Below are 13027 nucleotides of genomic sequence, written 5' to 3' on the forward strand. Positions count from 1 at the left end.
ATTCCGACGAGCTCCGGTTGTCTGCTGGGTCATTGTTCCAACACTCTCAAAGGAAGTGAATGGTCGCCGTTTTCAAAGGGTGAATTTGACGCGGTGACCAAGAAGTGATTTGCCGCAGGCGCTTAGCAAGAGGGTGTTAGAGCAAGATCGATGCTTCGGTTTCTCGCTCTCTTTATCTTTCGGGGAAATCGGCAAGTAGCCAATTACGTGTACAGCAGGGCGAGCGTCAAAGACAACGAATGCTCCAAGTGATGTCGCATTACATCCGCCGCTTGCACAGGATCACGGGACTTTAAACCTTCGTAGACTTCCAGATGTTTCTGGCCAGGAATTTCGGAGGTCCGTTTTTCGGTTTGATCGAGGGTCACCAGCCGATCCAATAACGGGATCAGCGACTCTCGCAACTCGGGAACGCCGCAGAAATCGGTGATCGTCACGTGAAATGCAATGTCCGCCTGGCGACACTGATCGAGTTGATTTCCTTCCTCAAACAGTCGATCCACTTTTTCGGCCAAACCGCCTAATACCGACAACTGAATGTCATCCGCCAGCATCGCACAGCGGCGAATCGCTTCGCACTCGATTGCGATGCGAAGAACTCCCTCGGCACGAATACGATGCAAGTCACGCGTAATGACTCGTGCTCCCGCCTTTCCTTCAAGCGTAACAAATCCTTCCGCCGCCAAAGCCTTGATCGCTTCTGAAGCGGCGTTGATTCCCGTTCCGTATTCGCTTGCGATGGGCCGGAGAGTCAATTGCGTATTGGCGTCAATCTTACGACTGAGGATTTTCGAGCGAAGGTCCAAGAAAATACGACGAGCCTTTGTAGGCGGGGCCTGCGTATCGGATTGTCTGGCCACGAATGAGTCTCCTAGGAGGCGTGATTGCTTAAGAGTACAGTGTACCAACAGTGAGGGCTGAATCAAGAGGATGCTCAAGAAGATTGCGGCTCCAGGGATTCGCTTACTGGATTACGGCTCTCCATTGGACGAACGTACTTTCAAGGGGAATTAATCAGGCGAAATTAGCGTATTCGCCTGCTTGGTAAGTCTTTTTTTACCGCATGCAAAGCAGTTGCTCCGGTTGTCGCCAATCGCTCGATGTCGCCTAGCGACGGCAAAACCTATGAAAATCGAGATCGAAAATTGTGGACTCGTTAGGTCATGTTGGTACGATGACGCGTCGCGTGTGCGGCGTCGACTCCGACTAATGTTCGCGAAACTTGGAGGGGCGGCAATTGAACCAGCGTTGGAAAGTGTCGGAGAACGAAAATTGCGAGGCATAGCCGAGTTGGCGCGCAACGGCTTCGATCGTCAGGTTGGTCGAACGCAATAGCGACGCCGCTTTCTGCATGCGCAAAAACGTCACGTGCTGAACTGGAGAACGGCCTAGCGACGTCAGGCATAATCGTCGCAGATGTTCTTTGCTGACGCAGCCAATCTCGGCGAGCGCGCCGAGGGTCCAAGGTTCATCTAAGCGATGTTCAACAATGGACCAAATCTTCGTTAATCTTTCGTCTTGTCGTTGCGGGTGAGCAAAATTCAACACGTAGTTGTGAAGCAACTCGATCCAGCGCAATATTTGGCCAGCGTCCCCGCCTTGGGTCACTTCCGAAGTAAATCCTTGAACAGCTAGTCGAATCGGAGTGACGTCATATTTTCGAAGCGCCGGCGAGTGCAGCGAAACGATTGGCTTGCGTTTGGGAAGCTCTTGGTAACGCACCCAACAAAATCGCCAGGGTACGTTGGGAATCCCCTTCAACCCATTTGGAATCAGAGGAGGCTGAATACAGGCCTGCCCGGCGGAAACTTGTCGCCATTCTCCATCGATCAAAACCAGTCCCTCGCCGCCGAAGCAGGCCAAGAAAAACGTGCCAGACAGATTCGTGCGAGTGATCTCAATCGGAATAGTGGCTTCCATTATTCCGCAATGAGCGATCAAGAAATCACGAAGGGTAGCGCATATCGACGAACCTGCGATCCAGTCGCGTCGATCTTCGTCACTGCTGCGTACGACAGTGATTTTCGTAGTCGGGTCAACGATGTGGATTTCGCGCATGCTTTGGTGTGCCTGCTCGATGGCGGCCAGCGGCAATAAGGTCAACAATGAACGAAGTGCAGTGGAGCATTGTAGCCCCTTCTTGTCACAAAAAACGCTCGATCTTTTCTGTTCGCTACAAAATCCGCCGCTCTTCAATCAAGTCCGCTTCTCCCTCATCTGTTCATTAGGAGTTGACGAGTCATGTCGAAATCGCTTCGTTTGGGATTTACGCTGGTGGAGTTATTGGTAGTCATCGCCATTATCGGCGTGTTAATCGCTTTGCTGCTTCCCGCTATCCAACAAGCGCGTGAAGCTGCCCGCCGCATGTCGTGCACGAACAACTTAAAGCAAGTTGGTCTTGCGCTGCACAATTACCACGACACCCTCGGCCAGTTTCCGCCGGGGCATAGTCTCTCGTCGGATTGCTCGAAACAATATGGGTCTTGGGTCGTCGCAATCTTGCCGGGCATGGAACAAACCTCCCTGCGAGAACTCTATGTGGATACGACCGACTGGTGGCGCGGCGAAAACCAGCCTGCTCGTGCAATTGAGGTCGACACGCTTGTCTGCGCCTCGGACGTAAACGTCGCCAATTACAACACGACCTATGATTTTGGTTTCCGCGGAAACTACGCCGCCAACATCGGGATCGGGACCTACAGTCGCAGTCAGTGCGGCTCTCCGGACGATCATACCGGACTAACGACGAAAGGGCCGTTTCTGTTGAACGCCAAGGTCGGGATGCGGGATATCACCGACGGCACGTCGAACACCTTCGCCATCGGAGAAATTCGTCGCGTCAACTCCAACGATTCGCGCGGCGCGCTGTTCGCCGATGCGGGGTCGAACCTGTTAGCGTTTGACTTTGGGCCGAATCCCACCTCGGCCGACATCACCGAACGTTGTGTGAATCAGCCAGAAAACGGCCTGCCTTGCTCGAGCAACGGATCCGGCGGCCCGCATCGATTGTCGGCCCGCAGTCTGCACCCCGGCGGCGTTAATATGCTGTTGTTTGACGGCAGCGTTCGCTTTGTGCCGGAGACGGTCAGTCTGACCACGTGGCAAGGGATGGCGTCCATGAATGGTCAAGAAGTGGTTGATTCGTCGTTTTAGCGGCGGCATTCACGAACGAGACGTCAGGTTCACGGGACACTTTCATTGAAGAGGATAAGGGAAGATCGCCGCCTGTCGACTGGATTGGCCATGCAGGCGTGAAAGTTCAGGCTCAACATAAGGAGAAAACGCATCGTGTTGCAAAATGGAAAACAGCTAGGAATCATTGCAAGCGTCATCGCCTGTCTTGTTGCAGCCGGTTGCTTGTCCCGCAGTTCTTCGGAGGCTGCGAAGTATCCGGTCTCGGGAAGCGTGCAATGGAAAGGCGAACCGCTGGAAGTCGGCACGATATTTTTTGTTCCGAAAACGGCGACTGGAAACGGCACGACCCTGGATATCGCAGGAGGAGAATTTGTCAGCTCAGGCGTCGCCCAGCAACTAATCCCTGGCGAATATCGCATTGAAATTACGTCCGCCAAAAAGACGGGCAAAGTGATTCCTGGACCAGGCCCCAATGGTCAAGTAGAAGAAATCATTCAAGTAATTTCGACGCGATATAATGCAAACAGCACTCTCACTGCGCAGGTGAGCGATACTGCGGAAAACCGGTATCAATTCAAGTTGACCAACAATTAAGAGGTTTCACAGTGCCTAATCCTTGGACTGGTATCGGCAATCCATACACGCGACAAGAAGTTGTCGATCGTCTGCGAGCGACCATTGATCGCAATGAGCCCATCATCGCAGGCGGGGCAGGCGTTGGCATCAGCGCCAAGCTATTGGAGAGAGGAGGCGTCGACCTAATCATCGTCTATAACTCAGGGCGTTTTCGGATGGCCGGACATGGTTCGACCGCCGGCCTGATGGCTTATGGCGACGCAAACGCGATCGCGATGGAAATCGGCGAACACGAAGTGCTGCCGGTCGTCGAAGAAACGCCGGTTATTTGCGGCGTTCATGCGACCGATCCGCGCCGCCGCATGTGGCACTGGTTGTTGCAAGTCAAAGAAATGGGCTTCTCTGGCGTCAATAATTTTCCCACGCATACGATCGTCGACGGTGAATTCCGGCAAATCCTTGAAGAGACCGGAATGAGCGTCAAAAAAGAATTTGAGATGGTTTCGCTCGCTCGCAAGATGGATCTTTTTTCGATCGTCTATGTGGCCAGCTCTTCTGAAGCTCGGGCGATGGCCGAAGCCGGCGCCGACGTCATCATCGCGCATGTCGGTACGACGATCGGCGGTACGATCGGCGTGGTCAACGCCGCTTGTACGCTGGAGCAAGCCGCGATGCGAACGCAGGGGATCTGCTCCGCCGCGATGCGAGTTCGCTCTGACATCATTTGTCTGTCGCATGGCGGCCCGATCCTGACTCCAGAAGACGCCGCCTATATCAACCAACATACCGATGCGGTCGGCTTCGTCGGCGCATCCAGTCTCGAACGGATCGCGTTTGAAGACTCGCTGACCGATTTAACGCGACGATTTAAGAGCATTCCGGTCGCCAAAGCTGTTTCGGAGGTATAGATGGCCGTTATCGCAGTCCTGGGAACATTGGACACGAAGGGGCAAGAGCACGCCTTCGTCGCCGACGCTATTCGCTCACGCGGACATGACGTTCTCTTGATCGACGTCGGCTCGGATCAGCTTCCGGCGGTTGAGCCCGATATCTCGCGAGAGGAAGTCGCCCAAGCCGCGAGTCTTGATTGGCGGACGATTTCCGCTCGCCATGACCGGGGCGAGTGCGTTTCGGCAATGTCGCTCGCCGCTCCGGAATTGCTCTCGCGTTTCGTGCACGAACGTCGCATCGACGGGGTCATCTCCTTAGGCGGAGGAGGCGGCACGGCGATTGCCACCGCCGCGATGCGCTGCTTGCCGGTCGGCTTTCCGAAGGTCATGGTATCTACGCTCGCCAGCGGCAATACGGCCCATTATCTGGGGACGAAAGATATTGTCATGATTCCAAGCGTGGTCGATGTGGCGGGACTCAATCGCATTTCGCGCCGCATCTTCGCGCAAGCCGCCGGCGCGATTTGCGGCATGGTCGAGACCGAGTTAGACGAGTCGGCGGCCAAGCCGTTGATTGTCGCTAGTATGTTTGGCAATACGACGCAATGTATTGATAAGGCGATTCCCGCTTTGGAAAAAGCGGGTTATGAAGTGCTGGTTTTTCATGCGACTGGCGCCGGCGGCCGCGCCATGGAATCGCTCATTCGCGATGGATTGGTCGACGGAGTGTTGGATGTCACCACAACCGAATGGGCCGACGAATTGGTCGGCGGCGTTCTCTCGGCTGGACCAGATCGCTTGGACGCTGCGGCACTTGCCGGCGTACCTGCGATTGTCGCACCAGGTTGCCTGGACATGGCGAACTTCGGAGAGCGCTCCACGTTACCGCCAAAGTTTGAAGGCCGCAATCTCTACATTCATAATCCTCAAGTCACGCTGATGCGAACCAACAAGGCGGAATGTCGTGAGCTAGGCCGAATTCTCGCCGAGAAGGTAAATCGCTACACGGCGCCGGTGACCGTGCTGCTGCCGCTGCAAGGCGTTAGCGTAATCAGCGCTCCTGGCCAACCCTTTTACGATCCCGCCGCCGATGCGGCGTTGTTCGACTCGTTGACGGAGAATCTGGATGAATCGATTGCGATTCGTCGGATCGACGCCAATATTAATGATGAAGAGTTCGCCCGGGCATGCACCCAATCGCTACTACAAAATATTCACGCCCACCAACCGTCGACCGTTTAATGGATCCCCTCTCACACGTCTCTTTTGCAAATAGGATTTCCAGCGTGCCTAGCGTCAAACACTTCGGCGTCTTTCAGTTCAAAGATCACATCGATTCCCAGCAAATCGAGCGTTGCTTCGCCGCTATGCATGGGATGGTCGGTGAAATTCCTGGGCTGACGGAGATGATTCACGGTCCTTACAAAAGCGACGAGGGCCTGAATTCCGGTTATACGCATGGCTTCATTATGACGTTCGAAAGTCCGGAGGCTCGCGACGCTTATCTCCCTCATCCGTTGCACGAACGGGTGAAAGAGATCGTGGTCCCCTGTCTTGAGCGGGTCATTGTGTTCGATTTCGATGTGAATCCATAGATAGTATCGCTTCGCTTTTCCCGCGCCCTCCCAACTCCCTTGATGCTATGAATCCGCTATCGCTCCCCTGTTTCGGTTGGATGACATTGCTGCTGTCGCTAACGCTGCCGACGATCGCATGCGGTCAGAAAGCGGAGAATCTGTTTGACGGCAAATCGCTCGATGGCTGGGAGACTCTCACCCGCGATCAAAAATGGTGGCGCGTGCAAGACGGATTCCTTGCCGGCGGCTCACTAACTCAAATAGTCCCGCACAATACCTTTGTCGCGACAGAAAAGAGCTATCAGAATTTTGAGTTGAAATTGGCGATCCGCATTCTAGGCGGCGAAGGCTTTATTAACTCAGGGATTCAAATTCGCAGCATCCGGGCGCCGAAAGGTTCTGAGATGGTCGGCTACCAGGTCGATGCCGGCGACGGTTGGTGGGGAAAGCTCTATGACGAATCGCGTCGTAACAAGGTGATCGCCGAGGCCAAGGATCTTGCCGCCGTCAACGCGGCCATCAAGAAGGATGATTGGAATGAGTTCCGAATTGTCGCCGAAGGCCCGCGCATTCGCTCGTGGATCAACGGCGTCGCCGCACTCGACTATACCGAAGCCGAAGCCGCGATTCCTCTCGACGGCAAGATCGGGATCCAAGTGCATGGCGGCGGTAAGGCGCTAGTGCAATTAAAAGAGATCACGCTCCAAGAGCTTCCTCCAACTCTCGACGCGCCATCTTGGAAAGAACGCTCGACCGAATCGCCGCAGACGGGAGCCGTTCCGCTTTCTGCCGAAGCAGAGTTAGCCGGTTTTCAGGTCCCCGATGGTTTTGAGGTGGAGCTAGTCGCCTCGGAGTCAGAGGGGATCGGCAAGTTTGTAGCGTTGGCTTTTGACGCCAAGGGACGACTTTGGACGACGACAGCGCTTGAGTACCCGGTCGATGCGAACGAAAGTCCTGAAGAGTCACGCAGCCTATTCGCCGCAGGGGGCCGAGACAAAGTGTTGGTCATCGATAGTCCCTGTTCAGAAAAACCATCGCCGCCGCGCGTCTTTGCTAAGGGGCTCGTGATGCCGCTCGGCGTGTTGCCTTACGGCGACGGCGCTTTTGTGCAATATGGTCACGATATTCGTTTCTATCGTGACCAAGATCAGGATGGAAAAGCGGACTCGCACGAGATTGTCCTTACCGGCTTCGGAACGCAAGACTCCCATCTCTTTCCGCATCAGTTTACGCGCGTCCCCGGCGACTGGATCTTGATGGCCCAAGGGCTGTTTAACGCATCGACCGTCCGGCGCGCCAATGACGCTGCGTTTGCAAATGGGGAGAAGCAAATCGAGTTCAAGCATTGCAAGTTGGGGAGATTCAACGCAGCCGGTGATCGCTTTGAGGCGCTCACGCAAGGACCGAACAACATTTGGGGACTCACCGTCTCTCGCGAAGGAAAGATTTGGATTCAAGAAGCGAATGACATCGGACATCCGGTCAGCCCGTTTGAGCCTGGCGCCTATTATCCCACCGGATCGCGCGATCTGCTGAAGTCGTACCAACCGCTGATGCCGCCGCCATTGGGGCCGCCGCAAATGGGTGGAACCGGCCTCAGCGGTCTTACGCTCGCCGACGATCGTCAAGGTTGGCCGTCGCCTTGGGGTTTTGACGCCGATGACCCCGCGGCGCCGCGTCGCTTCTATGTCGCCAATCCGATTACTAGTCGAATTCAATTGATTGAAGCGACGTTCGACGGCGACCGCTTTACGTACAAAAAGCGGCCTGACTTTTTGGTCTCGTCCGATCCGCGCTTTCGTCCGGTCGCCATTCAGTTTGGCCCCGATGGCTCGCTCTATGTGATTGACTGGTACAACAAGGTGATCTCGCACAATGAAGTGCCGCGCAGACATCCCGATCGGGACAAAACGCGCGGCCGGATCTGGCGAATTCGCCACAAAGATCAACCGCGCACCATACCGGTCGACCTGACGCAGTTGACCGTCGATCAGTTGGTCGATCGCCTAGGAGATGGGAACGCGCGAATCGCGGAACTCGCTTGGCAGCAGATCATCGATCGCCAAGCGAAAGAGGTGATTCCGCGGCTATCGCAAGTCGTGATCGATCGATCGGCGTCAGCTGATCGTCGCCTGGGAGCGCTATGGGCGCTCGAAGGGTTAACGCAGGTTCCCGCTTCGATCCTTCACGAGATCGCGCGAGCCGAAAATGCCAATCTTCGCCATGAAGCGGTTCGCATCGCCGCGGCTCAGCCGCGATCCGTCAACGAATTCCTCAAGATCGCCAAGCCGCTAGTGAACGATTCGTCGCCGCACGTCCGCGCGGCGCTAGGCGACGCGTTGCGAAGATTGCCGGCCGTCGATTCCAATGCGATTGCACTGATGCTAGAGCTGGGAAAAGCGTCGACCTCTGGGGACGTATGGACCGTTTACGATCGTGAGTTTGAACGTTTTCTGGCCCGCTGGGCGATGGAAGAAAACCGAGAAGCGGTCGCCGCGTTCTTGAGCTCTCCAGCAGGGAAAGCCCTTCCTGTCGAGAATCGCGCTTTGGCGACTTTAGCGATTGGCGGGCGAGCAGGGGCCGTCGCTCTGGCGAATCTTCTCCCCGATTTAGAACGTCCTCTCAACGCCGAGGAAATCCGTGTCTTGGTTCCTCACTTTGCGGACAAGAGCGTCGCTCAAGAATTAACCCAGGCAATTGCCAGGAAATCGTCGCGTGACGCGATGTTGCGATCGTTTCTTCGGTTGCGCACCCAGATCGATTGGCGCCCGCTTCGCCCAGCGATCGAATTGGCTGCGGCGGAGATCCTGTCGGATCCGGCGCAAACCAGCTTCGCTTTCGAGTTGATTCAAAACTTCCAACTGAATGGCCTAACGCCCGAAGTGATGAAGATAGCAACGGATCCGCAGGTAGATGCGGGACGAAGGATCACCGCGCTTCAGACGCTCGCCGAGTTGCCTTCCCTGGATGTGGAGCCATTGATTGAGATCGCTAATGCGACCGGTCCAAACTCCAAGATTCGCGAGGCTGCGATTCGTTGTCTGGCTCGCAGCTCAGCACCAGCCGCCGCGGACGCGATGCTCGATTTATTGGTGGACGGTAGTTTACAAATTCGCCAGTTGATCGTCACCGAAATGTCATCTCACCGCGAAGGAGTCGCCGCGCTGCTAGATGCCTACGACGATGGAGATTTGCAACTGAGCGATTTCAGCCCAGAAACGCTACAGCGCATGACAGCCTTAGCGCCGGCCAGTCCGATTTTGCAAGCGATCAAAGCGAATCTGGTCCGTGAGGGCCAAACGGTATTGCAGCTGGCTGGCGGAGCGAACGACTTTGTCAACGTACCGATCGATTTGCCAGGGCCGTTCACGGTTGAAACCTGGGTGAAACTTCGTCCCGATATCAGCAACGCCGATGGTATCTTGGCGGGGCCCGGAACGCTCGACGTCAACTTCTATAACTCTACGCTGCGCGTCTGGATCGCAGGACAACGTGACGTCGCAGTCGCCGATCGAAAAATGCTGCCGGATGCATGGACTCACATCGCCGTGACTCGCGATCCGCAAGGGGTTATTCGAATCTATATCAACGGCGAACTCTCGACCGAAAGTCGACAAACGAATTCCCGACCATTCTCTGGAGTCTATGTAGGCCGCACCACGGTCGCCGACCAGGGAACTGACGGTCAATTGGCCGAGTATCGAATCTGGAACGTGGCTCGCTCTGCGGACGAGATTCTTCTGAACTTTGACCGCAGCTTCGACGAAGCTGCGCCCCCCGCGGGGTTGCTGCATCAGTTCCATAACGACCACTGGGGAAAACTTTCTGGAGCGGCGACCACGTTTGCGACGCTCGATTCTCCTCCGCTCCACTCTGCGGAAGAAGCCGCTCAGCTCAATGCGCTGTTTGATCGCTATCGCCAATTGGCGAATCGGCCAGGCGACCTGGAAAATGGTCAGCAAATATTTACGAAGACTTGCCTGACGTGTCATCAGTTCGGCGGCCACGGCGGTAACATCGGCCCTGCGCTCGACGGCGTCGGCCTTCGTGGAACTGAAGCGATCCTCCGCAACGTCCTCACTCCGAGCGCGGCGATCGAAGGGGGATACCGCAATTATCAAGTGGTGACGATCGCCGGACAGATCTACGCTGGATTGCTCGTCGCCGAGGATGAAAGTGTCGTTGTGATCCGACAATTGAACGCGCCGGACCGTCGTATCGAAAAACGGAATATCCAGCGGGGCGGATTCACGAACATTTCCGTCATGCCAGAGGGACTGCTTAACGCACTGTCCGACCAAGAGGTTTCGGATTTATTCCGCTATCTCGGTTCGCTCAAGCAAGGCGTTTCTTCCGCCAACGCTGATTCAGCAAGCGTGAAGTAGAGCGGAGCGCGTCCCTTGGCGATGGGTACATTATATCGGATAGAAAGTTCGACAACTTGGCTTGGCTCAGACCTTCACGTTATTCAATTGACGACTTGCGCGCTTTTTCTAAGGCCTGATGCACATCGACAGGGAGTCCGCCATCCAAGCCTACCGCGATAAACTGGAACCCTTGCTTCAGACGTTGCTGAATCTGATCGCCATTGGATAGCAGTCCGCACGGGATCCTGTTTTTTTGAGCAATGGAAGCGACTTGCGCAATCGCAGCTTCAAAGACTGGATCTCCCTTGTCGACTCCTAGCGAAAACGCCAGATCCGACGGGCCGATAAACAGACCTCCCACACCCGGCGTTTGGGCAATGTCTTCACAGTTCTGCACCGCTTCCACCGTTTCAATCATGACCCAGACGACCAACTCGCCTTGGGGATCAAGCGGCCACACGTCGGCTCGTTGAGCGTATTCTTGCGGAGTCAGCCCCCAGTATCGAGCAGCATGCCGATAGCCGACCCCGCGCTTGCCTTCTGGTTGGTAGTCTTCCGCCATTCGCTTTTGTGGAAAACGGCAAGCCTTGACGATGGCTAAAGCCTGCTCGGCCGTATCGACATGCGGCACGATTACTCCCAGCACGCCGGCATCAAGCACTTGCTTTAACAGATGATCAACAGGCTCACGTCCAGCCGCAGGGATACGCACGAAGGGGACGACGTTAGGTTGTAGATTTCCCTTCTGCAAAATTTTCCGTTTGTTAATCATGCCCAGCAGATAGTTTTCGAGTCGAGTCACATCGTAGGGACTATGCTCCATATCGATGATGACAAAATCCAATGAACTATCGGCGATCGCTGCGCCGGTACGAGCATTGATGTTTTGCGAGAACATGCCGAATGCCGGAGTCTTCGCTTCCATCAGCTCGATAAACCGATTCAATCGCAGGGGATTCTTCGCAGCGGATTGTGCCCGTAGATTGCCGGTATTTCCCCCCAGCAATAACGCAATCACGAAGATAAGTCGGAAAGTCATAGAGCCTTTCGAGCGGCTAGTTTTTCAAGCGGGGAGTTCTCGTCTCCGTCAAATCAACAGTTCCGCAATCGGATGCCCACCGTCCGTGATGGGAATAGGCCGATCTCCATCGTAGAGATTCTTCCTGTAGTCAATTTTCAGGCTGGCTAGAATCGTGGCGAACAGATCGGATACGCCCACTGGTGAAGAGATGATCTTCTCGGAAAACTCGTCCGTTTCTCCCCAGGCGCCTTGATGGTTGAGTCCTCCGCCTGCGAGTACGCAACTGAATGCGCGCTGTTGATGTCCGCGTCCGCCGCCGCTGTCGAACTCTGCTGGGCGTCCGAATTCCGTCGTGACCGCGATCAGGGTGCGGTCGAGAAGCTTTTTCTCTTCGAGGTCGAGAATCAGCGTCGAAAGGGCCACATCGAGTTCCTGAATCAATTTGTGTTGTTCGATGATCCCTTGGTTGTGAACGTCCCAGCCGACTCCATTGAGAAAATTGAGATTGTGAGAGACTTCGACAAATCGGACGCCGCTCTCTACCAGTCGTCTGCTCAGCAGGCACCGCTGACCGAATTCGCCTCCGTATTGGATTCTTAAATCGGCTGGCTCACGTTCGAGTTCAAACACTCGGTTGAACTGAGGACCACTTAAGCGAATGCTCTGCTCAATCGCCGCTTCGTAGTCATGTAAAGATTGGTCATCCTGGAGAGGCGCATCCTTTCGTAAGGCAGCCAACAGGGCTTGTCTTCGATTTTGGCGAGGGAGGGTGATCCCATCGGGACGCGATAGGCCGACTGGGCCTTCGCTCGTGTTCGTAAGATAGAGGTAGTTGGCGCTTGCGCCGAGAAAACCAGCGCCTCGGGCAACATTGGGATAGCCAATCAATACATAGGGAGGCGCGATGTCGCTTGCCGCGCCGCGCTCGTGCGCCACTAACGAGCCGAGGGAAGGATAGGTAACCGTACCGCTAACCGGTCGCCCGGTATGCATTCGATTGGATGCAGCCGCATGTTCGCCGACATTGTGATGCAAGGTTCGAACGGCTGTAACGCGATCCATGACGGCGGCCACGCGAGGCAGATGCTCACAGACTTGAACCCCCGGCACGGCCGTATCAATCGCGTCGTAGTAGGAGCCTTGCTGTTTTTTGCGGACATCTCCCTTGCGTTTGGGATCGAACGTATCGATCTGTCCCATTCCTCCTCCTAGCCAAATCGAGATAACATGATCGGCCTTTCCAGAGAGGAGTGCGGGCTGGTCCCCCGCATGTACGATTTTCGGGATCGCTAGTCCGCAAGCGGCGGCCGCAATACCCGTAAGGCAGTCTCGACGGGAGAGAGAATGGGAAAGCGATGAGCGGATTTCGTTCTTCATGGACTTCATTTCCAAGGATAAAAAATGACTGAATGAACCCTTCTCCATCGAATCGCTGGAAGAGACCGGTTGGCGAATAATATC

The 13027-nt window shown here is 55.3% G+C and carries 10 protein-coding genes; 6 read left to right on the forward strand and 4 right to left on the reverse strand.

The annotated features are described in order from the left end of the window. Positions 1–203: 203 nt before the first annotated feature. Both M4951_RS02335 and M4951_RS02340 read right to left on the reverse strand, forming a co-directional pair. The gene (locus M4951_RS02335; protein ID WP_262024877.1) at positions 204–860 is read right to left on the reverse strand and encodes a GntR family transcriptional regulator; all 657 of its coding nucleotides are present in this window, start codon (positions 858–860) and stop codon (positions 204–206) included. Between the two features lie 346 nt (positions 861–1206). Further along, positions 1207–1920, reverse strand: a complete 714-nt coding sequence (locus tag M4951_RS02340; protein ID WP_262024878.1) for a helix-turn-helix transcriptional regulator — start codon at positions 1918–1920, stop codon at positions 1207–1209. Positions 1921–2241: 321 nt separating this feature from the next. On the opposite strand from M4951_RS02340, the gene M4951_RS02345 reads away from it, so the two are divergent. The 6 genes from M4951_RS02345 to M4951_RS02370 all read left to right on the forward strand — a co-directional run bounded on the left by M4951_RS02345 (position 2242) and on the right by M4951_RS02370 (position 10563). After that, a complete protein-coding gene (locus tag M4951_RS02345) occupies positions 2242–3153 on the forward strand; it encodes a DUF1559 domain-containing protein (RefSeq protein ID WP_262024879.1) in 912 nt (303 codons plus the stop codon). A 135-nt stretch (positions 3154–3288) separates the two neighbouring features. After that, complete coding sequence (locus tag M4951_RS02350) at positions 3289–3729, forward strand: hypothetical protein (RefSeq protein ID WP_262024880.1); 441 nt, start codon at positions 3289–3291, stop codon at positions 3727–3729. Between the two features lie 11 nt (positions 3730–3740). Then, positions 3741–4619 (forward strand): phosphoenolpyruvate hydrolase family protein, encoded by an 879-nt coding sequence (locus M4951_RS02355; RefSeq protein WP_262024881.1) that lies wholly within the window; start codon positions 3741–3743, stop codon positions 4617–4619. Then, positions 4620–5843, forward strand: a complete 1224-nt coding sequence (locus M4951_RS02360) for a Tm-1-like ATP-binding domain-containing protein (protein ID WP_262024882.1) — start codon at positions 4620–4622, stop codon at positions 5841–5843. A gap of 44 nt (positions 5844–5887) precedes the next feature. After that, a complete protein-coding gene (locus M4951_RS02365) occupies positions 5888–6196 on the forward strand; it encodes a Dabb family protein (RefSeq protein WP_262024883.1) in 309 nt (102 codons plus the stop codon). 47 nt (positions 6197–6243) lie between these two features. Further along, positions 6244–10563, forward strand: coding sequence for a family 16 glycoside hydrolase (locus M4951_RS02370; protein WP_262024884.1), 4320 nt, complete (start codon positions 6244–6246; stop codon positions 10561–10563). Between the two features lie 79 nt (positions 10564–10642). Here the strand turns inward: M4951_RS02370 and M4951_RS02375 are convergent, their stop codons facing one another. Further along, positions 10643–11584, reverse strand: a complete 942-nt coding sequence (locus M4951_RS02375) for an HpcH/HpaI aldolase family protein (protein ID WP_262024885.1) — start codon at positions 11582–11584, stop codon at positions 10643–10645. A gap of 48 nt (positions 11585–11632) precedes the next feature. Further along, on the reverse strand, positions 11633–12943 hold the full coding sequence (locus M4951_RS02380) for a DUF1501 domain-containing protein (protein ID WP_262024886.1): 1311 nt from the start codon (positions 12941–12943) through the stop codon (positions 11633–11635). Between the last annotated feature and the right edge of the window lie 84 nt (positions 12944–13027).

Source organism: Blastopirellula sp. J2-11 (assembly GCF_024584705.1).
GTDB lineage: Bacteria > Planctomycetota > Planctomycetia > Pirellulales > Pirellulaceae > Blastopirellula.